Origin of the sequence: Mycobacterium sp. 012931 (assembly GCF_000419295.1) — a bacterium.
Classification (GTDB): domain Bacteria; phylum Actinomycetota; class Actinomycetes; order Mycobacteriales; family Mycobacteriaceae; genus Mycobacterium; species Mycobacterium marinum.
Window position 1 is genome coordinate 580,106 of sequence record NZ_AOPX01000001.1, and the last position, 25,484, is coordinate 605,589.

Below are 25,484 nucleotides of genomic sequence, written 5' to 3' on the forward strand. Positions count from 1 at the left end.
AATAGCCTGTGTCCGCTGGAAATCCCGGGCCGGGCGGGCCCAGCTGCGCGGCGCTGGTCCCGCTCACGGCCGCGGGTTTCCAATAGAGTGAGCAGCTATGGCCGCAGACGTCGATATCGAGGCGTCAGGCCTGCTCGACGGGCTTGAGGGGACCGCACGCCAAGACCGCGCGGAGCTGATCGCTTGGCTACTCGAGCGTGGGTTCAGTCTCGAGCACATCCAGGCGTCGGCGGCCGCACCGGTGATGCTGCCCGCCTACCGGGTGCTCGGTGATGATGGAACGCTGGTGTCCGCGCGCGAGATCTGCGCGGCAACCGGCATCGAACTCGATGTGCTGCAGCGCCTGCAACGTGCCGTTGGCCTGCCCCGGATCGACGATCCGGACGAGGCCGTCTTGCCGTGGGCCGACGCCGAGGCGGTCAGACACGCGAAGGTCTTTCTGGATATCGGCTACGACCTCGAAGATGCGGTTGCCGTCATGCGGGTACTGGTGGAAAGCCTGGGGCATGCCGCCGCCATGATGCGGGAGGCGGCGCTGAAGACGCTGTTGCGGCCGGGGTTCTCCGAGATCGAGCTGGCCGAGGCGTCCGAGCAGTTGGCCCAGGCAGCGATTCCGTTGCCGCCTCCGATGATGGACGATCTGATGCGCCTGGAGCTGCGCCATTCGGTGGAGACGGAAGCCGTCAACGCGGCGGAACGGGCCGCGGGCACGCTACCGGGCGCCCGACCCGTCACCGTTGCTTTCGCCGATATGGCGGGCTTCACCCGGCTCGGCGAAGTGATGCCGGCCGAGGACCTGGAACGGGTGGCCGCCCGGCTTGCCGACCTCGCCCACGACGCCGCGACCATGCCGGTCCGGTTCGTGAAGTCGATCGGCGACGCGGTGATGCTGGTCTGCCCAGAACCCGCACCGCTGCTGCGGGCGGCGCTGGACTTGGCCGCCGCCGCGGCAAACAACCTGCCACCCTTGAGGATTGGTGTTGCATCTGGGGCTGCGGTCACTCGGGCGGGTGACTGGTTCGGCAGTCCGGTCAACCTGGCCAGCCGGGTCACCTCGATCGCATACCCGGGCACGGTCGTGGTTGCCGAATCGACCCGTGATGCCGTCGGCAACGCTGGTGACTTCGAGTGGTTTTCGATCGGTGCCCAACGGATCAGGGGGATGCGCGCCGAGGTCAAACTCTTCCGGGTAGAGCCGGCCCGCCCCGCTGGGCGCGGCTGACACCGGCTGGGGCGGTCGGCGGCACACCCCGCGGCGGGATCATCGCAAGGGTGTAGGAAGAGATCACGCCACCCTCACATGGCGGGTGGCCGACCCCGTGTCAACAGATGCCAGAGGTTCTCATGTCACTGTTCGATATTTCCGATCGCGCCAAGCAGTACCAATCAGACCTGCTCGAGTTCATGGATTCCCAGGTGTACCCGGCTGAGGCCATCTACGACGAACAGATGCGCGCCGCCGGCGACCCGCATTTCCATCCTCCGATCTTGGAGGAACTCAAGGCCGCGGCCCGAAATCGCGGGCTGTGGAACCTGTTTCACCCGCACCCCGAGTGGGGGCCGGGATTGACCAACCTCGAGTACGCGCCATTGGCGGAGATCCTGGCCCGCAGCCACATCGCCTCGGAGGCCTGCAACTGTAGCGCCCCGGACACCGGCAACATGGAGGTGCTGACCCTCTTCGGTACCGATGAGCACCAGCAGCGCTACCTCAAGCCGCTGCTAGAGGGCAAAATCCGCTCTGCCTTCGCCATGACCGAGCCCGCGGTGGCCAGCTCCGATGCGACGAACGTCGAGATGTCGATGGTGCGCGACGGTGACAGCTACATCCTCAACGGGCGAAAATGGTTTGCGTCCAACGGCATGCACCGTAATTGCAAAGTCTTGATCGTGATGGGTAAGACCGACCCCACCGCGCCGGTGCACCGCCAGCAATCGATGATGGTGGTGCCGATCGATGCGCCGGGCCTCACCGTGCAGCGCAACCTGCCCGTCTTTGGCTACCAGGACCGCGAAGGACATGCCGAAATCGACTTCGTCGACGTACGGGTGCCGGTCAAAGACGTGCTCAAGGGCGAAGGCGAGGGATTTGCCATCAGCCAGGCCCGGCTGGGCCCCGGCCGCATTCATCACTGCATGCGCGCGATCGGCATGGCGGAGCGGGCGCTGGAGTTGATGTGCAAACGAGCCCAATCCCGGGTCACCTTCGGCAAGCCCATCAGCGAGAACGCGAACGTGCGCGACTGGATCGCCGAGGCCCGGATCGAGATCGAGATGATCCGATTGCTGACCCTCAAGGCCGCCTACCTGATGGATACGGTCGGAAACAAGCACGCCCGTACCGAGATTGCGGCGATCAAGGTGGCGGCCCCCAACATCGCGCTCAAAATCGTCGACCGGGCCATTCAGGTGCACGGCGGTGGCGGGGTCACCGACGACTTTCCGCTGGCGATGGCCTGGGCCCACCTGCGCACATTGCGGCTGGCCGACGGCCCAGACGAGGTGCACAAACGAGCGATTGTCACCCAAGAGTTGCGCAAGTACCGCAACGGCGCCCACGGATCGTGAACCCGGTCAACCGCACCGATGCCCGGACCCATGAGTGAGGACATTCCCGGTGTCCACGCCGACGCGGTGTCACGGTGGCTGGTCACGCTGGGGCACCAAGTCGCCGCGCCACTGCGTTTTCAACGCATCGGTCTCGGTCAGTCGAATCTGACCTATCGGGTCACCGATGCCGCTGGCCGCGCCTGGGTGTTGCGCCGCCCGCCGCTGGGGCATCTGCTGGCCTCGGCCCACGATGTGGTGCGCGAGGCCCGCATCATGGCCGGGCTGGCCGAGACCGACGTGCCGGTTCCCCGGATCCTCGGAGTTACAACGGATTCGGAGTTTTCCGAGGCGCCATTGGTGTTGATGGAGTTCGTTGATGGATTGGTCGTCGACACCATGGAGGTTGCCGAGGCGCTGACGCCACGGCAGCGCCGCCAGATCGCCTTGTCGTTGCCCCGCACCCTGGCCAAAATCCACGCCGTCGACCTGGCGAAGGTGGGGCTCGACGATCTGGCCAGCCACAAGCCCTACGCCCAGCGCCAGCTCAAACGCTGGGCGGGACAATGGGAGCTGTCCAAGACGCGCGAGCTTCCCGAACTTGACGACCTGACCCGCCGGCTGGTCGCCGCCGCTCCCGAGCAACGGGAAATCAGCTTGGTGCATAGGGACTTTCATCTGCGCAACCTGATCACCTCGCCGGAGACCGGCGCGGTGGTGGCGACCCTGGACTGGGAACTGTCGACGCTGGGCGATCCGCTCGCTGACATGGGAAGCCTGCTCACCTACTGGATGGAGCCCGGTGAATCTGGCGTCGGTGACTTCGCACCCTCGACCCTCAACGGATTCCCCGACCGCGCCGAAATGACCCGCCTCTATCTAGAGGAGACCGGCCGCGATCCGGCCGCGCTGCAGTACTGGCATGTTCTCGGGCTGTGGAAATTGGCGATCATCGCCGAGGGCGTCATGCGACGGGCGATGGACGAGCCGCAGAACAAGGCGTCTGAGGGGACTCCGACCGTCGCATGGATCGATGCGCGGGTACACATGGCTCGCGAAATCGCCGATGCCGCAGGCATGAACCAAGTCTCCGACTCAGCTTCCTGACCCCGGAAAGGCCCCGAGCGCCTAGTCGACCAGTTGGCGAAGCGTGTCGATGAGCTTCACCCGCTCGGCAGCCGTTTCCGCGATCGGCGCCACATTCAATGTCGTGACCCCGGACTCGCGGAACGCCGCAAGCCGGTCCCTGACGAACCCTGGCGTGCCGATCAGGTTGACGTCTCGCACCAGCTCGTCTGGGACAACCTTGGCGGCGCCGTCCTTGTCCCCGGCCAGGTACAGCTGCTGGATTCGGTCCGCCTCGGCTCCGTAGCCATATCTGGTCGCCAGCATGTGGTAGAAGTTCTTGCCCTTGGCACCCATCCCCCCGATGTAGAGCGCCAGATGCGGCTTCACGAATTCGCGAAGGGATTCCACGTTGTCACCGATCGCCAGCACCGGGCCGGCATACACGTCGAGTTCGCCCAACGCCGGGTCCCGTTTGGCCCGGCCGGCCGCCAGCGCCTGGCCCCAGACATCGTGGGCCTTCTCCGGCAGGTAGAAGATGGGCTGCCAGCCTTCGGCCACTTCGGCCGCCAACTCGACGTTCTTGGGCCCCAACGCGGCTAACAAGATCGGGATACGCTCCCGCACAGGCTGATTGATGATCTTGAGTGGCTTGCCCAGCCCGGTACCCTGGCCGGCCGGTAGTGGGATCGTGTAGTGCTTACCCTGATATTCCAGGCGCTCACGGCGCCACACCTGACGACAAATCTCGATGATTTCGCGGGTACGCGCAATCGGGGCGTCATAGGGCACCCCGTGAAAGCCTTCGATCACTTGCGGACCTGAGGCACCGAGCCCAAGGGTGAACCTACCGTCGGATACATAGTCCAGCCCGGCCGCGGTCATCGCCGTCAAGGTGGGCGTCCGCGTGTACAGCTGCAGGATGCCCGAGGCGAGCTGAACGCGGTCCGTGCAGGCCGCCAGGTATCCAAGAGCACTGACGGCGTCGAACGAATACGCCTCGGGGACAAAGACGATGTCCAGTCCGGCACCTTCGAGGTCGGCCACTTCGGCGGCCACCTCCTTGAAGCCGCCCGCGTAATTGATGGCCAATCCGATTCGCATGACCAACACCCTTCCTCAAATTTGTTCACGCTCGGCGCGGAGCCAAGCGATGAAAGTTCTATGCCCCGGCGAACTGCTGGGCCAGTTCCAGCGCCTCTTGTTGGATCCGGTCGAACTGGGCGCCCATCGCCTCCGACAACGCCATGGCGCCCGACATTGGCCGCACCATCACCATGAAGTCATCGATCAGTCCGTCCTCGTTGAAATGCAGGAAGTCACAACCCATGACTTTCTTACCCGACGCCCCGGAAGCCCCGGCAATCGTCGCCTCGAACACGAAGGCGTGGTCACGTCCGTTGCCGTCGGCGATCTCGCGGATGTAGCGAAAGTCTTCGAACACCCGCAGAACACCGCGCAGCAGCGCTGCGGTGATCGCTTTGCCCACGTACGGTTTGAACACTACCGGGCTGGTAAAGACCACCGTGTCGGCCAGCATCGCCTCAACGGCTGTCACATCACGTTCTTCAACCGCTTTACGGAACGGATGCATCAAACACCTCCACCTAGTGTATTTATCGAATATTCATATTTTCGGGTAGCCGCCGTCGCGCCCATAGCGAGCGAACCACTCACGAAGCCAGTTCGCCAGATCTTGCTTGCCATGTATCATTGGCCAGATGTCACTCCGTGACGCGGTTTTGGCTGCCCTCTTGGAAGGCGAGTCGTCCGGATATGACCTCGCGAAAGAGTTCGACGCCTCGATGGCGAACTTCTGGATGGCCACACCACAGCAGCTGTATCGCGAGCTCGAACGCCTGACCGAGCAAGGGCTCATTCAGGCCCGTGTAGTCCACCAAGAGCGCCGGCCCAACAAGCGCATGCACTCGTTGACCGAGTCAGGTCGTGCGGCGATCCTGCAGTTCACCAGCAAGCCGCCCAAGCCCGCGGTGATTCGCGACGAACTGCTCATCAAGATTCAGGCCTGCGATGCCGGAAACATCGACGCCGTTCGGGAATTCGTTGTCGAGCTACTGCAATGGGCCACGGCAAAACTGGAGCGCTACGAGCGGGCACGCAGGCGCATGCTGGACGGCCGCACCGAGCAGGAATACTTGACCCAGGCCGAACGGATAGGCCCTTACCTGACGCTGCTGCGCGGAATTTCCTTCGAGCAGGCAAATATTCAGTGGGCCGAGCAGACGTTGAAAATCCTGGACTTCCGTCTCGCTACGCAAACGGGATAGAAAACGACTGCACGACCCTGGGGAAAAATTGCCCCAGGCGGCAATTTCGGCCGGACACTCGAGTCCATGCCGTCGGCGCGCATGACCCGATCCTGACGCGCTGCAGACCAGCCTCGCACGGACGCGACATGATGGCCGGGTGAGCACCAACATCCGCGTTCTCGACACCGAGCAAGACCTGATGGCGGCGGGCAAAGTGTTCCGCGTCGCCATGGTCGGCCTACCCCCCATGCCGAACCTGTCGCCGGGCCAGGTCACCACACTTCTCGAGCCCGGGCGAACCGTGGGCACATTCATCGATGAGCAACTGGTCGGTACCGCCGACGCCGCCACCAGCGACCTGACCCTGCCCGGCGGAGCGATCGTGCGCCATGCCGCCGTGACGCGCATCGGTGTGCTGCCGACGTTTCGCCGCCAAGGCATCGCTACCGAGCTGATGAGCCATCAGCTACGCGACTTCGCCGCACGGGGCGAGACGGTGGCGACGCTGCGAGCCTCGGAGGCAACCATCTATGAACGGTATGGCTACGGCGTGGCCAGTTCAGCGCAGAGCGTTGAAATCCAGACGGCACGGGCGACGTTGCGCCCGGGTGTCGGAACCGGCGGACCGGTGCGGCTACTCGACACCGTCGATAGCTGGGACGTCCTTGCCGGGATCTACGCGAGGAATCGGCCGTCGCGACCGGGAACCATTGACCGCCCGGGGGTTTGGTGGCAGTTCCAGCGACTGCGCGCCGAAACATCGCCGGGGCCTTCGTATATCGCAGTCCACGGCGAGCCGGGGCGGGAGACGGGATTCGTTCGCTACCGCCCCATCGACACCGAGAAGTGGTTCGTCGCCGACCAACGCACCATCGTGGTCGAGGACTTCTTCGCGCCGACCGGCGCCGCCTATCTTGGATTGTTGCGTTTCCTGTTCGGACTCGATCTGATTGACCGCGTGGTCTTCTGGATGCTGCCTTTGGACGATCCGCTGCCCTGGCTGCTTGTTGATCGACGGGCCATGAAGGTGACGGCGGTGCATGACGAGACGTGGCTGCGCGTGATCGATGTCCGGGCCGCCTTGGCCGCCCGGCGTTATTACGGCGATGGCACCGTCACCATCGCGATCGATGATCCCTTGCTGGCCGGCAACTCGGGTCACTTCACCATCTCGGGCGACGGGGCCGAACCGACGAGTCGGCGTCCCGCGTTGCACCTCGACGTTGCGGGCCTTGCCGCCGTTTTGCTCGGTGGCGCGCGTTGGCGCGACCTCGCCATGGCAGGTTTAGCCCGGTGCGAGGACCCGACCGCACTTGCCGTTGCCGATCAGCTGTTCGCGGCGCCGGAAGCGCCCCACGCCGGGTTCTTCTTCTAGGGCGTACTGGCGTTCTACCAGGTACTGGTGGCACCGAGCCACTTGCGCCCGACTTGGTGAGTGAGTACTCTCTCACCATGTCCACGTCCGGACGAGATCGCCTGCTCTCGGCGGCACTGAAGCTCTTTGCCGCCCAGGGCTACGCGGCGACGTCGGTCGCCGACATCCAGCGCTGCTCGGGCCTCGCGCCGGGATCTGGCGCGTTGTACAAGCACTTCGGCTCCAAACACTAGCTGCTCGAGGCCGCGGTTGAGCACCGCATCGACAGCATCGTGGCAGCGCGCGAGCAGTACGACGCCGGCGAGCCGGGCGGTGTGGAGCAGGCGGTGCGAACCGCCGGACACCTCATCTGGACCAACCTGAAACAGAGCGAGGATTTGCTCAAGGTGATGCTGCGCGAGCCCGGTGCACTCGGTGACCTCGACGAGAAAACCTGGCAGATCATCACCGACAACGCCTACCAGCGATTCGCCGACGAACTGGCGGCGTCCAACCGGTCGGGCCGCACCCGAATACCCGATCCCGAAGCGGCGGCCAGTGTCGCCATCGCCTCGCTGTCCTACGCCGCGACGCTGCAGGCACTGACCGGTCGCTCGCCCGGAAACATCGATGACAGCCGCTACTTCGAGGCGTGGGTCAATCAGACCGTCAGCATGCTCTCTCAATACACCAACCCCGCGCCCTCCAGAAAACCCTGGGCCGACAACAAATTCCAGGAGTAAGACTGTGACCTTCTCACTAGAACTCAGCGACGACGTGATCGAAGTACGCGACTGGGTGCACAAGTTTTCGGCCGAGGTTATCCGCCCGGCCGCCGCAGAATGGGATGAACGTGAAGAGACTCCCTGGCCGGTAATCCAGGAGGCCGCGAAGGTGGGGCTCTACTCGCCCGACTTCTTCGCCCAGCAGTCCGTCGAGCCGTCCGGGGTGGGCATTCTCGCCGCGTTCGAGGAGATGTTCTGGGGCGATGCCGGTATCGCGATTTCCATCATGGGCACCGGGCTGGCCGCCGCGGCCCTGGCCGCCAACGGAACTCCCGAACAGCTGGGCCGCTGGCTGCCGGAGATGTTTGGCACCCCCGGCGATCCCAAGCTCGGAGCGTTCTGTTCCTCAGAACCCGACGCAGGCTCCGACGTCGGCGCCATCCGCACCCGTGCGCACTTCGACGAGGCGGCCGGGGAGTGGGTTCTCAACGGAACCAAGACCTGGGCGACCAATGGCGGCATCGCCAACGTGCACATCGTGGTGGTATCGGTACACCCCGAACTGGGCACCCGCGGGCAGGCCACGTTCGTGATCCCGCCCGGCACCAAGGGCCTGACCCAAGGGCAGAAGTTCAAGAAGCACGGCATCCGCGCTTCCCACACCGCTGAGGTGGTGCTCGACAACGTGCGTCTGCCCGAGGACGCGATCCTCGGCGGGCGAGAGAAGTTCGAGGCGCGCATCGCTCGGGTCAAGTCCGGCGCCTCTGCGCGCGGGCAGGCCGCGATGAAGACCTTTGAGCGCACCCGGCCCACCGTAGGGGCAATGGCGGTCGGCGTGGCCCGAGCGGCCTATGAGTACGCCCTGGAATACGCCTGCCAACGCGAACAATTCGGGCGCAAGATCGGCGAGTTCCAGGCGGTGGCGTTCAAACTAGCCGACATGAAAGCGCGCATCGATGCGGCGCGTCTGTTGGTGTGGCGAGCCGGATGGATGGCCCGCAACAATCACAACTTCGATTCGGCGGAGGGATCGATGGCCAAGCTGGTGGCAAGTGAGACCGCCGTTTACGTCACCGACGAGGCCATTCAGATCCTCGGGGGCAACGGCTACACCCGCGACTACCCCGTTGAGCGGATGCACCGCGATGCGAAGATCTTCACCATCTTCGAGGGCACCAGCGAGATCCAGCGCCTGGTGATATCGCGAGCGCTGACCGGGCTGCCCATCCGATGAGCATTCGGTGCGGTAGCGCCGACGGCCGTTGATGATCCGGTAGACGTTCGCAGCCGAAATTTCCGCCGATGAAAGCTGTGGTCGCAAGCTACGGAAGCCGCGGCGACGTTGAGCCGTGCGCCGCCGCCGCGCGTGAGCTGCTGCGACGTGGCCATGAGGTGCGGGTGGCGGCCCCACCCAACCTGGTCGGCTTCCTCGAGTCGGCCGGGCTGACCACGGTCGCCTATCGCCCCGATTCACACCAGCAGATGGGCCCCGCCCCGAACCTGGTTGGCGACTTAGCGGCCACGGCCCAGCACCCAATCACCATGGTGCCCAAACTCATTGAACACCTAACCCGGGTGAACGCGGCCAAGAGTGAGACGCTGACCGCGCTGGCGGACGGTGCCGACCTGCTTGTGGTCGGCTTCAACGAGCAGGCGGTGGCCGCCAATGTCGCCGAGTACTTCGGCATTCCGCTGGCCGGGCTGCACTTCTTCCCTGCGCCGGCATTGCCGGCGGGCATGCTCTCGACGCTGGCAACGAAAGCCGCCGACGACGCCCAACGCCAGGCCCTGGGACTGCCGCCGGCATCGGAATCCGTCCCGCAACGGGTCGCGGAACAGGGATCGCTCGAAATCCAGGCCTATGACCAGATCGTCCTGCCCGGACCACCGGGCCGGTGGGTGCAAGCCGATGGCCGACACCCATTCGTCGGCGCGCTGACGTTGCAGTCACCCACCGATGACGATGACGCGATCCTCGCCTGGATTGCCGAAGGAGCCCCACCGATCTACTTCGGCTTTGGCAGCACCCCGTTGACCTCGCCGGCGGAGCAGTTCGCCATGATCAGTGCCGCGTGTGCTCAGCTGGGTGAGCGGGCGCTGATCTGCGCCGGGCCGAACGACTTTGGCCAGATGCCGCATTCCCACCAGGTCATGGTCGCACCGGCGGTCAACCACGCGGCGGTCTTTCCGGCCTGTCGCGCGATAGTTCATCATGGGGGCGCCGGAACCACCGCAGCCGGCCTGCGCGCCGGCATCCCCATGCTGATTCGCTGGCTATGGCTCGATCAGCCGATCTGGGCCGCTGGCATCGAAGAGCTTGGAGTCGGTGTCGGACAGCCCTTTTCGGCAGCCACTTCGGAGTCGCTGGCCGCCGGCCTGGGTAGCATCCTGGCCGCGCAGTACATCGCCCGTGCCCGCACGGTGGCGGACCAGATGACCCCACCCGCCCACAGCATTGCCATGGCGGCCGACCTGCTCGAGCACACCGCTCACGTCGACCGGCGCAGCTGAGGCGGCTAGTGCGCTAGCGTCACGGCAGTGCAAGCAGAACCCGGCGATGACCCGTTGCTGCCCACCTCGTCGAGCACGCCGGATGCGCCTGCCCTTCGGCCAACCGCGGCGCCCGCACATCGCTGGGGGCTGGGCGCCTTCCTCCTGGTAGAGCTGGTCTACCTACTCAGCTCCACGTTGTTGGCGCTCGTCGTGGCGAGCGCGGGTCCCCGGTCCGCCGCGCTCATTTCACTGGCGGTGGCCGCTCCCACGGTCATCGCGGCGGGGCTGGCCGTATTCATCACGATGCGGCGTGGCAATGGTCCCCGCACCGACCTACGCATGGGCGGGACGTGGCGCGACGTGCGCTTGGGACTCGTTTTCGGTCTCGGCGGGCTGGTGGTCAGTGTGCCCGCGTCCATGCTCTACGCCTCGATCACCGGTCCCGACGCGAATTCGGCCCTATACAAGGTGTTTGGTGACGTCCGGGCCTCGTGGCCGTGGGCGGTGGCCGTGTTCATCGTCGTCGTGTTCGTTGGGCCGCTGTGTGGAGAGATCCTCTACCGCGGGCTGCTCTGGGGAGCGCTGGAGCGGCGTTGGGGGCAGTGGGTCGCGCTGGTGGTCTCCACCGCGGTGTTCGCACTGGCCCACTTCGAGTTCACCCGAGCACCGCTATTGCTGGTGATCGCCGTCCCGATCGCGCTGGCCCGGTTGTACTCCGGCGGCCTGTGAGCAAGCATCGTCGCGCACCAAGTGACCAACTCATTGCCCGGCTTGGTACTGATGCTGATATTGACCGGCACCATGCCCGCATCCTGAGCGCGTCCGGCCCATCAGCGGTTAGCGGGGCGGCCAATGCCAGGACGGCTGATCGAGCATGCCCTGACCCACGATCCGGGTTTCACCGAGTTCTTTGGTCAGGCGGATGGTGTGCACCTCCGCGGCCTGCTGCAGACCCGCCACCAGGGGCTCGGAATGGGTAACGACGATTATCTGGCTGCGTTGGGCGGCCGTGGCGATCAGCGACGCCAACGCCGGCAGCAGCTCGGGGTGCAAGCTGGTCTCGGGCTCGTTGAGCACCAGCAACTGCGGCGGCCGAGGGGACAGCAAGGCTGCGCTCCACAGCAGATATCGCAGTGTTCCGTCGGAGAGCTCCGCGGAACCCAATGGCCGCAGCATTCCGGGCCGTTTCAGCGCCAGTTCAAAGCGGCCGTTGTCGCTGGCGACGTCTATCCGACTGCCCTCAAATGCTCGATCGATGGCTTCATCGAGCGCCGCCTCGTCGCCAATCTCGCGAATCGTTTCCAGCGCGGCGGCCAGGTCGGCCCCATCGTGTCCGAGCACCGTGGTGCGGGTGCCGATCCGGGCCTGCCGGGCGGGTGCGTCGGCATCGGTGCGCAGGTGATCATAAAAGCGCCAGTTCCGGATGCGCTCACGCATCTCGATGAGTTCCGGGGCCCGCACCGGATCTGCCAACTCACTGAGCATCGAATCGAAGGGCCGCAGCGCGTCGGTGATCAGGTGCCAGTTGTCGTCACCGTCGCGCAGCCGCGCGACCGGGCCACCCCGTTCGGCAATCGCCGTGGCGCTGCGCCACACCGGCCCGACCCAGAGCGCCTCCACTTTGACTTCGGGATCGAGTTTGAACTTGCTGATCGACGCCTGCGGCAGACCAAGATCCATCGCATAGCCGAAATCGGATCCGGCGAAGCCGAGTTTCAAACTAACCGAATCGGTGCGAACCGTCCCCTGGACCTGGTGGCGCCCCTGACGCACCGATTTGCCGATCACCGCCGGCCCGGCCCACATGGTCGAACTCAACCCGCCTTCGCGGGCCAACGCGGCCACCGCCCCGTTGCGGGCCGAGTCGGCCATCAGGCGCAACGCGCGATAGAGATTGGATTTGCCGCTTCCGTTGGCACCGGTGACCACATTGAGCTGGTGTAGCGGGACCACCAGCTGGCGCAGCGACCGGTAGTTCTCCACCGCGACAGTCACCAGCACCTGGCCACGCTAATCCAAAACCGGCACGGCGCGCCCGAGCACCCCCGGGCGCACCCCATCGCGGCCGCTCAAGCCCAGAAAGTGACCAATGGCCCTATTGCTAGTGCACTAACTATTAGGGCACGATGTAGATATGGCCGCACCAACGACGCCGCAGGCCGATCCACTTGCCCTCGAACAGCAGGTGTGTTTCGCGCTCGCGATCACCAATCGGGCCGTCCTGGCCGTCTATCGCCCGCTACTGGAACCGCTTGGCCTGACCCACCCACAGTATCTGGTGATGCTGGCCTTGTGGGATAACCAGAGAACATCATCGGGACAGGGTTCTGCGCTGGCGGTCAAGCAGATCGCCGCGACCCTGCAGCTGGATTCGGCCACGCTGTCGCCGATGCTCAAGCGCCTCGAAGCACTCGGCCTGGTCACGCGGACCCGAAACGCGACCGACGAACGCTCCACCGACGTCAAGCTCACCAGGTTCGGTATCGCACTACGCGAACGGGCGGCTGAGGTACCCGCTGCCGTAATCGCGCGCCTGGGCGTCGACCCGACCGAACTCGAGCAACTCCACCGTGTGCTCACCCGTATCAATGTGGCGGCCTTGGCGGCCGACGCACCGCAGTCCTAACAGTTCGAAATTGTCCCTATAGGAGTCCTGATGGCCGCCGACAAACCGAATTTCTGGCAGTACATTGCCTACTCGTATGGGAAGTGCCTACCCGATTCGATGCGCAGCTGGGTTGCCAACGACCTAGCCGGCAAGGGAGCCATCCGCCGGCACATGATCAGGTGGGCGCTTCCCCCGATTCTGATCCTCGCCCCGTTGTGGCTGTTGCCGGCCTCGCTGTATGTGCATTCCGAGATGACGGTGCCGCTCTACATCTGGTCGCTGTTGATCTCGCTGGCCCTGAACAAGGTCTGGCGCCGGCACCGACTGGCCCAGCACGGTCTGGATCCGAACCTGGTTGACGTGCTCAAACAGAAGAAGCAGGCGCGGATGCACGAGGACTACGCTCGCCGCTACGGCCCGCGGCCCGAAGAGGCGCACTGGCAGTCCAACAGCAGCCCGTTCTAACCGCCTCGAGCGCGGCCGTCGCCGCATCTGTCGCTGATGGCGCGCACCCGCTACGGTCGGGATAGACCGGGGATAGACATGGCGGAGGTGCTCACATGACCAAGCAGATCCCGTTGGTCGACTACCTGGTGCTCGACGACGGCGATCCGCACCTCATGGCCCGGGAATGCACCCACTGCGGCGCCCGCTTCTTCGACCGCCGCAACGCGTGCGCCAACTGCTTTGCCACCGAGTTCACCACCGTGCCGGTGCCAACCGAGGGCACGGTGCGCACGTTCACCATCGTCACTTTCGCCGCACCCGGGATCCCCACCCCGTTCATCGCGTCCGTGGTCGACTGCGACGGCACCCAGGTCCGCGCCAATCTCATCAACATCGACCCCGATCCCGAGCACGTGCACGACGGGATGAAGGTGCGCCTGGCCACCTACGCGATCGGCACCGACGCGCAGGGGACCGAAGCGATCGGCTTCGGCTTCGAGCCCGCTACTTGACCATCCGGCACCGCGGAAAGGGCAACGACGATGAGCGCCAGCGACGAGATTTGGATCCTCGGGATCCGGATGACCAAGTTCGGCAAGCACCCCGACCTCGACACCGTCGACCTGGCGGCCCAGGCCGCGATGAGCGCGCTCGATGACGCCGGCGTGAGCATGGCCGACATCGGCGTACTCGCGGCCGGCAACCTGATGGCCGCCAACGCCGGGATCGGTCAGCAGCTGCAAAAACAGATCGGCCAGACCGGCATCCCGGTGTACAACGTGGCCAACGCCTGCGCCACCGGGGCCACCGCGTTGCGGACCGCCATCATGGCGGTGAAGGCTGGCGAGGTCGACTACGGCATGGCTGTCGGGGTCGAAAAGTTGTCCGGCGCCGGGCTGCTCGGTGGGGGAGGTAAGAAGAAGAGCGACGCCGACGTCTGGACCCCGGCCGGTCGCTACGGCGCGGTCGCGCCGGTGGATGGGCGGATCGGCACCGAGACCATGCCGGGCGTATTCGCTCAGATCGGCACCGAATACGGACACAAGTACGGCGGCACCAGCTTCGAGCTGTTCGCCAAGATCAGCGAGAAAAACCACGCCCATTCGACACTGAACCCGCTGGCCGCCTATCAGAAGAGGTTCACGCTCGAGCAGATCATGAACGACGTCATGATCGCCTACCCCAACACCCGGCCGATGTGCTCGGCCAACTGTGACGGCGCCGCCGCCGCGATCGTGTGCAATGGCGAGACGCTGAAGTCTCTGTCCGCACGGCAGCGTCGACGCGCGGTGAAGGTTTCGGCATCGGTGCTGACCACCGATCCCTACGAGCCGGGCTGCCAGGTCCTGCCAACGTCAACACGTTGACCCGCAACGCCGCCAAGACCGCCTACGAGCAGGCTGGCGTTGGACCCAGCGATCTCGATCTAGTCGAGCTGCACGATTGCTTCGCCACCGCCGAGTTGGTGCATTACGACAACCTGATGCTGTGCGAACAGGGCGGTGCCGCAGACTTTTTCGAGTCAGGCGCCCCGTGGCGCGACGGCTCCACGCCGGTCAACGTGTCCGGCGGGCTGCAGTCCAAGGGCCATCCCATCGCGGCCACCGGCATCGCCAACGTCTGGGAGATCTGCCATCACCTGCGCGGCGAGGCCGGCGACCGTCAGATCGACAACGCCAAAGTCGGGCTGGCTCACGTGATCGGTTTGGGCTCTGCGTGCGGCGTGCACATCCTGGAAAGGTCGGCGGCCTAACGCCCGCTTCACGGATGCGGCCGGCCTTCATCGAGCAGAGCACGCGCGACCCACTCGACATGGCCAAGCGCTTCCTCCAAGGTCAGCCTGCTGGTCAGCAACCCGGTCAGCGCACCGCTAAGTGCGGCGTTGAGAGCGAAGCTGACATTCGAAATGTCTGCTGGGGCAACACCGTGCAGCAGGCGATTGAACATCTCGACGTTGGTGCGATCCATCTGATCGATCGTCGCTTTCGCGTCCCGATCGGTAGAGGTCATCATCTGAAGCATCAACGCCGTCATCTCGGGATTGCGATGAAAGGCGCGCAACGCGCGGCGCAGGTAGTCCAGGATGCCGGGCAGCGGGTCTTGATCGGGTGAGCCACTGGCGCTCAGAATGCGGCGGGTCAGCCGCATCTGCCAGTCCTGAAGCGCCGCCGCCAACAGGTGCTCCTTGGAACTGAAGTAGCGATAGACGGTGGCCAGGGCCACTCCCGAACGCTGGGCCACGTCACGCATCTGCACCGCGTCGGCGCCGACATCGGCGATCAGATCGATCACCTCTTCGATCACTTTTGCGCGACGAAACAGCTGGCTGGCGGTCATCTCCGCCAGCGGAACGACGTCGGGGTTGGCGCGATTGATCCGCGAGCGGCCCTGCGCCGCCTCGGGCGACAGTGTCAGGCCGGGGGCTGATGTACCGATGGCGCGACCTCCGATTCAACCCGACGGCAAGAACGGGCCCCGTTTCCAGAACACCCTTCTTTGTGTTGACCAAATGCTACGGCATACAAACGGCATATCCGGCCTGTTATCCCAGCTTTTGCCCACCACCGTCCTTGACGTGGGTAGAACCTGGTTTCACTATTGTGTCAGGCGCGGTGCTAGTGTCGAAGACTCGCGCCTGATCGGAGGACGCAATGGCCGGACCTGTCGGTTTGCCGGTGATCGACACCATGATCGGATTCCCGCACGAGGGGTCCGCCCAATATGACTTCATTCGCAAGCAGACCAAGGACCGTGAGTCCAAGGAGAACTTCGAGTTCCCCGTCGAGTACATGTTCAAGGACGTGCCCAAGGGCCTGCCCACCGATGATCCGGTGTCCCTGGTGCTGCAGCAGATGGACCGGTTCAACATCGAGAAGGCCATGATCGGGGTCCGGGAGGACTCCGCGCAGCTGGCACTCAAGACATTCCCCGACCGGTTCATCCCGTCCGGAGCGATCGCCGATCCGAACGATGTGATGGGGTCGGTCGCCGCGATCCGTCGGGAATACGAGCAGTTCGACATCCGCGCGACCTCAGTGTTTCCGGCCGGCACCTTCCCCCAAGTCCCCATCGATGATCCGAAGATGTATCCCATCTATGCCACCTGCGTCGAACTCGGCATACCCATCTTCGTCTGCGCCGGCATCCCCGGCCCGCGGCTTCCTTTCCGGCCCCAGGAGGTTTCCCGGATCGACATCGTGATGTTCGACTTTCCCGATCTGGTCTTCGTCACCCGCCACGGCTGCGAACCCTGGGAGGAGCTAGCCGTCAAGCTGGTGCTGAAGTGGCCCAACCTGTATTACTCCACCTCTGCCTTCACGCCCAAGTACTACCCGAAGGCCATCATCGACTACGCGAATTCGCGCGGCGCGGACAAGGTTCTCTACGCCGGCTACTTCCCGATGGGGTTGTCACTGGAACGGATATTCAGCGAGCTGCCCAAGGTCGGCCTCAAAGACGAAGTCTGGCCAAAGTTCCTCTACGGCAATGCCGCTCGCATTCTGGGCTTGACGGGCTGACCATCCAGTGGCGCTGGCGATCACGGCCGAACAAGAGCAACTGGCCCAGGCCGTCGCTCAGTTCGCGGCCCGGCATGCGCCGATAGACAAGACCCGGGCCGCATGGGACTCGATCGCGGCCGGCGAATTGCCGCCGTGGTGGGAGGAATTGACCGCGCACGGCTTTCATGCGGTGCATTTGAGCGAGGACGCCGGCGGCCAGGGCGGCACGCTTGGCGGACATGGCCTGCGTGCTCGAGGCAGCCGCCGCGGCGTTGCTGCCGGGGCCGTTGTTGAGCACCGCGACGGCAAGCGCGGTCGCGGGGTTGGCGGACACATCCGCGGCAGCACTGATAGCGGAGCTGGCTGGCGGCGCGACCGCGACCGTCGTGCTGCCCGAACATTGCGACGTGCGCGCCGCCCGGGTCGCGGCCGGTTGGCGCCTTGATGGCTCGTCTCAAACGACGCTGGGAATCTGTGCGGCGCAACGTGTTCTGCTAGCCGCACGCTCCGAAGACGGCGCCCAGCTGTGGTTCGTGCTGGACCCGCGATCGCCGGGTTCGGGCCTTTCAGTCCAGCCGCAGCGCGGCACCGATCTGTGCACCGACGTGGGTGTGCTGACCCTCGCCGACCATGTCGTCGCGGCCGAGTCACTGGTGTCTGGGATCGCGACCGAGCGGGCTCGCTGCCTGGTGGTGGCCCTTGCGGCATGCGCCGCGGCGGGGACGGTACGCCGCGGCGCCGAAGCCGCCGTGGACTATATCCGCACCCGCGAGCAGTTCGGCAAACCCGTTGGGGCCTTTCAGGCCCTGCAGCACAAAGCCGCTGTGCTGCTGGTCAACGCCGAACTGGCCGCGGCAGCGGCCTGGGACGCGGTGCGCGCCGCCGACGAGCCCCTCGAGCAGCACCGCCTGGCCGCTGCGTCGGCCGCCCTGGTGGCGGTGGGTCCGGCCCCCGACCTGACTCTCGATGCCCTGCTGATGTTTGGCGCGATCGGCTACACCTGGGAACACGACATGCACCTGTACTGGCGCCGCGCGATCAGCCTGGCCGCGTCGCTGGGGCCGACAACGCGCTTCAGCCGTGCGGCCGGCGAGCTGGCCCGCACGCCGAGTCGCTCTACCGCAGTCAATTTGGGCAACGTCGAATCCGAGTTCCGGGCCCGAGTAGCGGCCACACTGGACCGGGCACAAGCGCTAGCCAACGAGCACCCCACCGATGACTCCAGGAATCCCGGCCTGGCGCACGGGTCACAACGGGATCTGCTGGCCGAGGCGGGTCTGGCCGCCCCACACCTAGCCAAGCCGTGGGGCCTGGCCGCGACGCCGGTGCAGCAGGTGATCATTGCCGAGGAGTTCAGCAAGCGCCCCGGCGTGACCAAGCCGTCCCTGGGTATCGCGGAGTGGATCTTCCCGACGATTCTCGACCGAGGATCCGACCTGCAACGCGACCGGTTCGGGTGGCCCATCCTGCGCGGAACCCAAAGATGGTGCCAGCTGTTCAGCGAACCGGGAGCCGGTTCAGACCTGGCGTCGCTGCGCACCCGCGCCGTCAAGGTCGACGGGGGATGGCTGGTCAGCGGGCACAAGATCTGGACCTCCCACGCCGACCGGGCACAGTTCGGGGCGCTGTTGGCGCGCACCGACCCCGACGCGGCGAAACACCGAGGGATCAGCTACTTCCTCGTCGACATGGCGTCCCCGGGCATCGAGGTCTCACCGATCAAGCAGGCCAGTGGCCGGTTCGACTTCAACGAGGTCTTTTTCACCGATGTGTTCGTTGCCGACGACATGCTGATCGGAAATCCGGGCGACGGTTGGGATCTGGCGGTGGCAACCATGGCCGTCGAACGCACGGCGATAGGTAATTACGTCAATATCGATCGCACGCAGGTACTTCGACACGTGGCGATGGCCGATGGTCTCGACCAGGACGCGGCGCTGCGGGCAGTCGGAGATGTCGAGTCCCACACCACCGCCATCAAGGCAATGGTGTTGCGCTAGACGCTGCGACAGATCCAGGGACAAGTTGCCGGCCCGACCTCCAGCATCGCCAAGTACGCGATGGTGCTGCTGCTGCGGCGGGTCTGGACCGCAACGCTGGGCCTGGCCGGGCGCGTCGCAATGCTGGAGGACTCGGATCCGGCCGTACTCGGGCCGTACTTCGACATGCCTTCCGAGCTCATCGGCGGGGGTACCGCGGAGATCCAGCTCACCGTCATCGCTTCGATGATCCTCGGCCTTCCCCGCAAATAGCTTCACCTAAACAGAACACTGTTCTTGCCTTTTCCCGGATAAATGAGCACTATAACGCGCATTTGGCCTGTACAAAGTGAAACATCGTTCTAGCCTTCGATGATGCGGCCTGGCTCGGATGGATCGGGTCCGGCCACGGAAAGGACACGACGGCGATGAAGACCGAGCTCGGGTTCACGTTCTTCGACTGCGACAACCACTACTACGAGGCGGTGGACGCGTTCACCCGCCACATCGAGCGCGAATACAAAAAGCGTGCCATCCAGTGGGCCCAGCTGGACGGCAGAGCGCGGCTGATCGTCGGGGGCAGGGTAAACAGGTTCATCCCGAATCCGACCTTCGACCCGGTCGCCAAGCCCGGCGCGCTCGACGAGTACTTCCGCGGCCGCAATCCCAGAGGCGCCGACCTCAACGCACTGTTCGGCGACTTGGAGCCGATTCGTCCCGAGTACCGTGACCGCGACGCTCGGCTGGCGGCCATGGACGAACAGGGCATGCAGGGCTGCATCATGCCGCCCACCCTCGGGGTCGGGATGGAGCAAGCGCTGCTGCCCGACCTGGAGGCCACGGCGGCGACCTTCCGCGCCTTCAATCGCTGGATGCAGGAGGACTGGGGATTCGCCTATCAGGAAAGGATTTTCGCCGCCCCCTACATCACGCTGTGCATACCGGATAACGCTGTGCGGGAGCTCGAGTGGGCGCTGCGCCACGACGCGCGCTTCATCGTCATGGTTCCCGGACCGGTCACCACCGAGGTCGGCATGCGTGCGCCCGGTGATCCACTGTTCGACCCGTTCTGGCAGTTGGCCAACGACTCCGGCATCACCGTGTGCTACCACTCGGGCGAGACCTACTACTCGAAGTTCATGCCGGCCTGGGGCGAAGCGGACTACATGATGTCTTTTCAGGCGCTGCTGGGCTTTCGGTCGTTGTTCTCCGGGGATCCGTTGCAGGACACCTTCGCCAACCACTTGCACAAGGGCCTCTTTCACCGGTTCCCCAACCTGCGGATGGCCTGCATCGAGAGCGGTTCGGCCTGGGTCTTCCACCTGTTCGAGAAGCTGGCCAAGTCCTACGGCCAGATTCCCTTCATCTATCAGGAAGACCCCCGGGAGACCTTCAAACGTCACGTCTGGGTGTCCCCGTTCTATGAGGACGAGCTGGCGGACCTGCTGAAACTACTGGGTGCGGATCGCATCATCATGGGTTCGGACTACCCCCACGTCGAAGGACTGGCCGAACCCGCCTCCTACATCAAGGATCTGCAGAACTTCGACTACGCGCCCGACCAGTGTCGCGCCGTCATGCGTGACAACGGCCTCGAATTGGCTCTCCGCCGGCCGGTATGACAGCCGATCGGTCCGGCCCGGAGATTCAGCGCGCCGGGCTCACTTGCCGGTGCGCTCGCGATGCTTGCACCCCGGCCAGCAGCAGGGCCGGCGCTGGCCTTCTTCCAGCTCTTCGCGTGTCCGGCGAATACGGCGCTCACGCGTCTTCTGTTGCTTGGCATCCTCGACCCAGCAGATGAACTCGTTGCGGGCCAAGGGCGTAATGTCGTTCCAGGCGGCCAGCGCGGTGGAGTTGGCCACCAACGCCTCACGCAGGTCTGGGGGCAGCGCGTGTACCACCCCACCGGGCACTTGCTTGCTGCTCACCAGGTCAGCGTAACCCGGTGCGCGCTGCCCCGGTCCGGACTCGAACCCCGATCACCTCGCCCGTCGCCGCGTACCGGCCGCGGCGGCCAGCAGCGCGAGCGCGAACACCGCTCCGGCCCCACCCGAGATCAGCAGCGGCAGCCGCCCGTCCACACCCCACAGGAACCCGGCCCACAGTCCCGCCGCCAGCACCGCAAATCCGCTCAGGCCCTGGAACACACCTTGGGCGCTGGACTGTAGCTCCGCGCTGACAATCGCCGAGATCCAGGCCTTCCCCACACCGTCGTAGCAAGCGGTAAACAGCCCGTAGGCCGCGATCAGCGCCCATGCGGTTGCGGTGTCGGTGGTGATGCCCAGCCCGAGATAGCCGACCGCGAAAAACACCAGCCCAAACGCGTACACCACCGGCCGGCCCAAGCGGTCGGCAAGCGCCCCCACCGGAAAACTCGCCAGTGCGTACACCGCGTTGTAGCCGACGTAGGCCATGATGACGCCCACCACCGAGAAGCCGATCTGCTTGAGCCGCAACAGCAGCAACGCGTCCGGGAAATTGGCGATGCTGAACAAGACCAGAAACGAGACCATCGCCCAGTATCGACGGGGCAGCCGCCGAGTCCCGTCGAGTATCGATGCAGGCTTGGCTTTCGCAAGATTGCGCGGTGGTTCCCGAACCCAGGCGATGAGCAGCACGCTGAGCACAGCGGGAATCACAGCCAGGTAGAGCACCGGGCCGATCTGGTGGTCGAACAGTTCGTATCCGGCCAGCCCGAGCAGCGGGCCGATGACCGCGCCGAGCGTATCCATGGTGCGGTGAAACCCGAATGCGCGACCGCGCTGCGCCGGCTCGACGCCGTCGACCAGCAACGCGTCGCGAGGCGCACCGCGCAGTCCCTTGCCCAATCGGTCCACAACCCGACCGGCCAGTACACCGGGCCAGGCGCCGGCGGCCGCGACGATGAGCTTGCCCAGCGCCGCCATCCCGTAGCCGCTCGCGATCAGTGGGCGCCGGGCGAACCGGTCGCCCAGCGGGCCCGACACGATCTTGGTGAGTGAGGCGGCCCCCTCGGCCGCGCCTTCCACCGCCCCAACCACCGATGGCGGCGCGCCCAATACGGTCGTCAGATAAATCGGCAGCAGCGGGTAGAGCAGCTCGCTGGCCGCATCTTGCAGCAGCGACACCAGCGAGAGCACCCGCAGGTTTCGGGTGAGCCATTGCGGCGCGCTACCGGAAGTCATCGGCGGTCACCTGAAGTCGCCCGCCGCAGGCATTCCCAAGGGGGGCAGCTGGTGCGCTTCGGTGTGTTGAGTGTGCATTTCGAATGAACTTACTGGCGATCCGAAGCCAGCGCCGGGTGTGCGGACGCCACACCGCAGCGGCCTGATTACCCACCGACCTATTTCCAGGCGAAGACCGGTTGTTCGAGTTCGTCGACCGGATCGTCTCGCCCTTCCAGGCACAGCCAGCGCACCTGCAGCAGCACGGCACCCGTCGGCGCATGAATGAGGTCGTTTCCCAACGGGACTTGAACGACCGGCCTGGGGCTCTCCGGGATGGCGACAAACCGCGGCGAATCCTGACGCTGCAGTTGGTGCAGGCCCACCCGGTAGACCGCCACCACCTCGTCGGGCACCGGGTGCGGATCGAGGCGGCCCCCGCCCCAGATCACCACCGGGGTGATGACATATCCCGATCGGGTCGGGTAGTCATCGAGCAGGCCCAGCACCGCCGAGTCCGGCAGCCTGATGCCGATCTCTTCGTCCAATTCGCGCAGCGCGGCCTCGATCGCGTTTTCTCCCGGGTCCACGCGTCCGCCCGGCAGTGCCCACTGGGCGGCATGCGCACGGAGCCGAGATGCTCTGCGACACAAGAAGAACGCCGCACCCCCTGACACGTCGACCATGCGGCCGTCGAGTCCGGGCTCCGGCATCGGGCGCCCCCCGATCCACTCGTCGACCGGCGCCGGATCCACCCGGTCCTCGCCGACTTCGGAGTCCACCAGCACCACCGCAACCGCCGCGTGCCGCTTGGTCGGATCGGTGACGGCGCGGCGCTCGTGCGACGTCAGGCGGGCCCGAATCCGCAAACGCAGCGCCTCGTCATAGGTGATCGTCACCGGTCGACCCTATGCCCGGCCACCACCCCGGTGGCTTACCCGTTGCGCGTGGGCGTCCAACATCTGGCGGATCCGATCGACGGCGTCGCGGATCTCCTCGGCGACGCGACGCTCGGGCTGGCCTTGACCCGCGGGCAGGAATCGGCGCCAACTGCCCCACCACGTGCCCAGGCCGGGACCGGATTCCCGGGCGGTGACATCCCAGACCGTCTCCAGCACGGCCGCCCCGGCACGCGGCGGCGCCACCACCTTGATGGTGATGTCCACGTCATCGAAGTGGAGATAGGCGGCGGCCTTGTGATCCGAACCTCCCGCACGCCACAAAGCTGGGCGGTATCGATGCTGGGCATCTCGGCATGGCTTTGCATACGGTGCACGGACCAAACATCGCACGAAGTCATCGATGCGCGACACCTCCGATCGGAGGTTTGACCACCGGCGTCTCGGCCCCCGCTCGGACATTCACCCGATTCGTCGGTGTCGGCCGCGAAGGCCGCCGCGGGCGGCGACAGCCGGGGCAACCCCAGCTGGGTTCCGGGATTCCAGACGGCGCTGCCCCAGCATCGGGGAGGACATATTGCCCGAACGGGACGCAGGAGATTAATTTCGAGTCAACCAGCGCCAACGACGGCGAAGCTGGCCGAGGAGGTCCACGCACCTGGACACCAATCCTGAGTTCAACGCGGTGTTGGCGCTGCTCGACAGAACAGCGGCGCTGCGCCATGGTGCCGATGTCGTGCACCGGCGCTTGGGTGCAGACCTGGCGGCCGGAGCCAATCGGATCGCCGAGGACGACACCATGGAAGTGGTCGCGGTCGTGGGCGGCCGCACCGAAGAACTCAACGGCTTGGTCATCGGGCCGCAGGAAGGGCTCGGCGGGCAGGCGGCGGTGCTCCGCCGAACTGTCGCGGTGCACGACTACTGCATGAGCCGAGACATCACCCACCACTTCGACCACGCGGTGCGCGCGAAGGGTCTGCGGGCGGCGATGGTTGCCCCGATCGTGCGTGCCCACCGGCTCTACGGGCTGCTCTACGCGGCCCGGCGGTCGCCGGTGGCCTGGACCGACCGTGACCGGGCGGAGCTGCTTTCCCTGGCGCGGCAGGCGGCAGTCGCCATGGAGGTTGCCGACAGCGCCCGGGAGATGGCCGAGGTCGCCGCGTTCGGCGAACGCCAACGCCTGGCGATCCGGTTGCATGATTCCGTCGGCGCGACGTTGTTCAGCCTGCGGGTGGCGTTGATGTCGGCGCAGGAGGAAACCGAGCCCGGCCGTCGCGAAGAGCTGCTGTCGGATGCGCTGGTGCTCACCGAACGCGCGACGTCGGAGTTACGGGCTCAGACCTTGTCGTTGCATGACCTGCCGGAGGACAAGGCGCTGGCAGTCACGCTGGAAGGTGATTGCCGGGACTTCGCCACGCGCACCGGTACCGCCGCGGAACTGGTGGTCTTGGGCGACCTGCCGCTTCTGGATTCGGCCAGGACCGATGCGCTGCGGCGCACCGCCCGCGAAGCCCTGCTCAATGTGGAAAAACATGCCGGCGCTCACTCGGTGGTGGTCAGCCTCTACCGCGCAGAAGACGGTGTCGGGCTGACCGTGGCCGACGACGGTACGGCCCCCGACATCGCGTCCGAGCACCGGCGCGGGTTGGGGCTGCGGGCCACCGTCGAGCGCATCGAACGGGTGGGCGGGTGGTTGTCGTGCACGGCCAATGAGGAGGGCGGCGGCACCGTACAGGCGTGGGTTCCCGCGGCTAGAGCATTCCGGCCTGTTGGGCCTTGATCACCGCGTCCAATCGGTTGCGGGCATCGAGGTGCGCCAACAGCGACTGCACGTAGGACTTCACGGTGTTGGGTGCCAGCTGCAGCTTTTGGGCGATCTGCGCGTTGGTCTCGCCGATCGCCAGCCGCTCTAGCACCTGATACTCGCGCCGGGAAAGCTCCAGCGGATTGCCGGTGCTGATCACCGGGTCGCAGAATCGCCGTCCGGCGGCGACCTCTTCGATCGCGGTGACCAGTACGGCGCACGCGTTGTCCTTGTGCACCACCGCGTCCATCCCGACCAGTCCCGCAACCTGACTCACCGTCGGCTTGCTGTCCCCGGTGAACAAGATGAGCTTGACGCCCAGGCAAGCCCCTCGCAGCGCGGCGGCGGCTTCCGGCAGCGCCATGTCGGGCAGATGCAGATCCAACAACACCACGTGCGGCCGTTCGGCAGCGGCGACCGCGACGCCGGTTTTCACATTGCGTGCGCCCGTGCACATCTGGACCCTCGGGTTGCCCTGCACGAGCCGCTCCACGCCCAGATGCACGATCGGATGGTCATCGACCACGAGTACGCGCACCGCCTCAGGGGCTGTGTTCGCGGCAGCGGAATGCACAAGTGAGCCGTCCTGGCTTCCTCCGTGCGGATGCACAATTCGACTGTAGCCCCATGCCGGTTGGCTCCCGGGCAAA

22 protein-coding genes and 4 pseudogenes are annotated in these 25,484 nt (G+C 65.7%); 17 read left to right on the forward strand and 9 right to left on the reverse strand.

Features of this window, described 5'->3' with window-relative positions; translation table 11 throughout:
• The first annotated feature begins 97 nt into the window (after window positions 1–97).
• The 3 genes from MMSP_RS02575 to MMSP_RS02585 all read left to right on the forward strand — a co-directional run bounded on the left by MMSP_RS02575 (window position 98) and on the right by MMSP_RS02585 (window position 3,654).
• Window positions 98–1,222 carry an adenylate/guanylate cyclase domain-containing protein gene (locus MMSP_RS02575; RefSeq protein ID WP_020785350.1) on the forward strand — a complete coding sequence of 375 codons (1,125 nt, stop codon included), beginning with the start codon at window positions 98–100 and terminating at the stop codon, window positions 1,220–1,222.
• 122 nt (window positions 1,223–1,344) lie between these two features.
• Entirely contained in the window at window positions 1,345–2,568 is a 1,224-nt protein-coding gene (locus MMSP_RS02580) for an acyl-CoA dehydrogenase family protein (protein ID WP_036426045.1), read from the forward strand.
• 30 nt (window positions 2,569–2,598) lie between these two features.
• A complete protein-coding gene (locus tag MMSP_RS02585) occupies window positions 2,599–3,654 on the forward strand; it encodes a phosphotransferase family protein (RefSeq protein WP_232022716.1) in 1,056 nt (351 codons plus the stop codon).
• Between the two features lie 21 nt (window positions 3,655–3,675).
• Here the strand turns inward: MMSP_RS02585 and MMSP_RS02590 are convergent, their stop codons facing one another.
• A complete protein-coding gene (locus MMSP_RS02590; protein WP_015353986.1) occupies window positions 3,676–4,716 on the reverse strand; it encodes an LLM class F420-dependent oxidoreductase in 1,041 nt (346 codons plus the stop codon).
• A gap of 58 nt (window positions 4,717–4,774) precedes the next feature.
• A complete protein-coding gene (locus tag MMSP_RS02595) occupies window positions 4,775–5,206 on the reverse strand; it encodes a nuclear transport factor 2 family protein (protein ID WP_011742421.1) in 432 nt (143 codons plus the stop codon).
• 127 nt (window positions 5,207–5,333) lie between these two features.
• On the opposite strand from MMSP_RS02595, the gene MMSP_RS02600 reads away from it, so the two are divergent.
• The 6 genes and pseudogenes from MMSP_RS02600 to MMSP_RS02625 all read left to right on the forward strand — a co-directional run bounded on the left by MMSP_RS02600 (window position 5,334) and on the right by MMSP_RS02625 (window position 11,270).
• Window positions 5,334–5,900 carry a PadR family transcriptional regulator gene (locus MMSP_RS02600; RefSeq protein ID WP_012392152.1) on the forward strand — a complete coding sequence of 189 codons (567 nt, stop codon included), beginning with the start codon at window positions 5,334–5,336 and terminating at the stop codon, window positions 5,898–5,900.
• Window positions 5,901–6,039: 139 nt separating this feature from the next.
• The gene (locus tag MMSP_RS02605) at window positions 6,040–7,257 is read left to right on the forward strand and encodes a GNAT family N-acetyltransferase (RefSeq protein ID WP_020785353.1); all 1,218 of its coding nucleotides are present in this window, start codon (window positions 6,040–6,042) and stop codon (window positions 7,255–7,257) included.
• A gap of 77 nt (window positions 7,258–7,334) precedes the next feature.
• Window positions 7,335–7,979 (forward strand): annotated as a pseudogene (locus MMSP_RS02610) (TetR/AcrR family transcriptional regulator).
• A gap of 4 nt (window positions 7,980–7,983) precedes the next feature.
• Window positions 7,984–9,195: an acyl-CoA dehydrogenase family protein gene (locus MMSP_RS02615; RefSeq protein ID WP_012392149.1), complete on the forward strand. Its 1,212-nt coding sequence runs from the start codon at window positions 7,984–7,986 to the stop codon at window positions 9,193–9,195.
• 68 nt (window positions 9,196–9,263) lie between these two features.
• The gene (locus tag MMSP_RS02620; protein ID WP_020785356.1) at window positions 9,264–10,472 is read left to right on the forward strand and encodes a glycosyltransferase; all 1,209 of its coding nucleotides are present in this window, start codon (window positions 9,264–9,266) and stop codon (window positions 10,470–10,472) included.
• Between the two features lie 54 nt (window positions 10,473–10,526).
• A pseudogene (locus MMSP_RS02625) lies at window positions 10,527–11,270 on the forward strand (lysostaphin resistance A-like protein).
• Window positions 11,271–11,291: 21 nt separating this feature from the next.
• Here the strand turns inward: MMSP_RS02625 and MMSP_RS02630 are convergent.
• On the reverse strand, window positions 11,292–12,455 hold the full coding sequence (locus tag MMSP_RS02630; protein ID WP_020785358.1) for an AAA family ATPase: 1,164 nt from the start codon (window positions 12,453–12,455) through the stop codon (window positions 11,292–11,294).
• Window positions 12,456–12,588: 133 nt separating this feature from the next.
• Here MMSP_RS02630 and MMSP_RS02635 point away from each other — a divergent pair, with 133 nt between their 5' ends.
• The 4 genes and pseudogenes from MMSP_RS02635 (at window position 12,589) to MMSP_RS02650 (ending at window position 15,262) form a co-directional block, all read left to right on the forward strand.
• The gene (locus tag MMSP_RS02635) at window positions 12,589–13,080 is read left to right on the forward strand and encodes a MarR family winged helix-turn-helix transcriptional regulator (RefSeq protein ID WP_011742428.1); all 492 of its coding nucleotides are present in this window, start codon (window positions 12,589–12,591) and stop codon (window positions 13,078–13,080) included.
• 30 nt (window positions 13,081–13,110) lie between these two features.
• Window positions 13,111–13,527 (forward strand): DUF5313 domain-containing protein, encoded by a 417-nt coding sequence (locus MMSP_RS02640; protein WP_012392145.1) that lies wholly within the window; start codon window positions 13,111–13,113, stop codon window positions 13,525–13,527.
• Window positions 13,528–13,622: 95 nt separating this feature from the next.
• Complete coding sequence (locus MMSP_RS02645) at window positions 13,623–14,021, forward strand: Zn-ribbon domain-containing OB-fold protein (RefSeq protein WP_012392144.1); 399 nt, start codon at window positions 13,623–13,625, stop codon at window positions 14,019–14,021.
• A gap of 30 nt (window positions 14,022–14,051) precedes the next feature.
• Window positions 14,052–15,262: pseudogene (locus MMSP_RS02650) on the forward strand (thiolase family protein).
• A gap of 8 nt (window positions 15,263–15,270) precedes the next feature.
• Here the strand turns inward: MMSP_RS02650 and MMSP_RS02655 are convergent.
• Window positions 15,271–15,846, reverse strand: coding sequence for a TetR family transcriptional regulator (locus tag MMSP_RS02655; RefSeq protein ID WP_011742432.1), 576 nt, complete (start codon window positions 15,844–15,846; stop codon window positions 15,271–15,273).
• A 314-nt stretch (window positions 15,847–16,160) separates the two neighbouring features.
• Here MMSP_RS02655 and MMSP_RS02660 point away from each other — a divergent pair, with 314 nt between their 5' ends.
• From MMSP_RS02660 to MMSP_RS02670, 3 genes and pseudogenes are all read left to right on the forward strand, one after another.
• Complete coding sequence (locus MMSP_RS02660) at window positions 16,161–17,027, forward strand: amidohydrolase family protein (RefSeq protein WP_020785361.1); 867 nt, start codon at window positions 16,161–16,163, stop codon at window positions 17,025–17,027.
• A 7-nt stretch (window positions 17,028–17,034) separates the two neighbouring features.
• Window positions 17,035–19,261 (forward strand): annotated as a pseudogene (locus MMSP_RS02665) (acyl-CoA dehydrogenase family protein).
• 155 nt (window positions 19,262–19,416) lie between these two features.
• On the forward strand, window positions 19,417–20,610 hold the full coding sequence (locus tag MMSP_RS02670) for an amidohydrolase family protein (RefSeq protein WP_020785365.1): 1,194 nt from the start codon (window positions 19,417–19,419) through the stop codon (window positions 20,608–20,610).
• A 39-nt stretch (window positions 20,611–20,649) separates the two neighbouring features.
• Here MMSP_RS02670 and MMSP_RS02675 read toward each other — a convergent pair whose 3' ends face one another.
• The 4 genes from MMSP_RS02675 to MMSP_RS02690 form a co-directional block, all read right to left on the reverse strand.
• Complete coding sequence (locus tag MMSP_RS02675) at window positions 20,650–20,916, reverse strand: YdeI/OmpD-associated family protein (protein ID WP_020785366.1); 267 nt, start codon at window positions 20,914–20,916, stop codon at window positions 20,650–20,652.
• Window positions 20,917–20,967: 51 nt separating this feature from the next.
• On the reverse strand, window positions 20,968–22,152 hold the full coding sequence (locus tag MMSP_RS02680) for an MFS transporter (RefSeq protein WP_020785367.1): 1,185 nt from the start codon (window positions 22,150–22,152) through the stop codon (window positions 20,968–20,970).
• 158 nt (window positions 22,153–22,310) lie between these two features.
• A complete protein-coding gene (locus MMSP_RS02685; protein ID WP_015353971.1) occupies window positions 22,311–23,030 on the reverse strand; it encodes a CoA pyrophosphatase in 720 nt (239 codons plus the stop codon).
• A 9-nt stretch (window positions 23,031–23,039) separates the two neighbouring features.
• Complete coding sequence (locus tag MMSP_RS02690) at window positions 23,040–23,354, reverse strand: hypothetical protein (protein WP_015353970.1); 315 nt, start codon at window positions 23,352–23,354, stop codon at window positions 23,040–23,042.
• Between the two features lie 361 nt (window positions 23,355–23,715).
• Here MMSP_RS02690 and MMSP_RS02695 point away from each other — a divergent pair, with 361 nt between their 5' ends.
• Entirely contained in the window at window positions 23,716–24,810 is a 1,095-nt protein-coding gene (locus tag MMSP_RS02695; protein ID WP_020785369.1) for a GAF domain-containing protein, read from the forward strand.
• Here the strand turns inward: MMSP_RS02695 and MMSP_RS02700 are convergent.
• Window positions 24,782–25,360, reverse strand: coding sequence for a response regulator transcription factor (locus MMSP_RS02700; RefSeq protein ID WP_020727637.1), 579 nt, complete (start codon window positions 25,358–25,360; stop codon window positions 24,782–24,784). The two genes, MMSP_RS02695 and MMSP_RS02700, sit on opposite strands and share 29 nt — an antisense overlap.
• Window positions 25,361–25,484 lie beyond the last annotated feature (124 nt).

Bases quoted from the DNA above. Each gene is read 5' to 3' on its own strand.
- MMSP_RS02575 (WP_020785350.1), top strand. From the start codon at position 98: ATGGCCGCAGACGTCGATATCGAGGCGTCAGGCCTGCTCGACGGGCTT.
- MMSP_RS02580 (WP_036426045.1), top strand. From the start codon at position 1,345: ATGTCACTGTTCGATATTTCCGATCGCGCCAAGCAGTACCAATCAGAC.
- MMSP_RS02585 (WP_232022716.1), top strand. From the start codon at position 2,599: ATGAGTGAGGACATTCCCGGTGTCCACGCCGACGCGGTGTCACGGTGG.
- MMSP_RS02590 (WP_015353986.1), bottom strand. From the start codon at position 4,716: ATGCGAATCGGATTGGCCATCAATTACGCGGGCGGCTTCAAGGAGGTG.
- MMSP_RS02595 (WP_011742421.1), bottom strand. From the start codon at position 5,206: ATGCATCCGTTCCGTAAAGCGGTTGAAGAACGTGATGTGACAGCCGTT.
- MMSP_RS02600 (WP_012392152.1), top strand. From the start codon at position 5,334: ATGTCACTCCGTGACGCGGTTTTGGCTGCCCTCTTGGAAGGCGAGTCG.
- MMSP_RS02620 (WP_020785356.1), top strand. From the start codon at position 9,264: ATGAAAGCTGTGGTCGCAAGCTACGGAAGCCGCGGCGACGTTGAGCCG.
- MMSP_RS02635 (WP_011742428.1), top strand. From the start codon at position 12,589: ATGGCCGCACCAACGACGCCGCAGGCCGATCCACTTGCCCTCGAACAG.
- MMSP_RS02640 (WP_012392145.1), top strand. From the start codon at position 13,111: ATGGCCGCCGACAAACCGAATTTCTGGCAGTACATTGCCTACTCGTAT.
- MMSP_RS02645 (WP_012392144.1), top strand. From the start codon at position 13,623: ATGACCAAGCAGATCCCGTTGGTCGACTACCTGGTGCTCGACGACGGC.
- MMSP_RS02655 (WP_011742432.1), bottom strand. From the start codon at position 15,846: ATGACCGCCAGCCAGCTGTTTCGTCGCGCAAAAGTGATCGAAGAGGTG.
- MMSP_RS02660 (WP_020785361.1), top strand. From the start codon at position 16,161: ATGGCCGGACCTGTCGGTTTGCCGGTGATCGACACCATGATCGGATTC.
- MMSP_RS02670 (WP_020785365.1), top strand. From the start codon at position 19,417: ATGAAGACCGAGCTCGGGTTCACGTTCTTCGACTGCGACAACCACTAC.
- MMSP_RS02680 (WP_020785367.1), bottom strand. From the start codon at position 22,152: ATGACTTCCGGTAGCGCGCCGCAATGGCTCACCCGAAACCTGCGGGTG.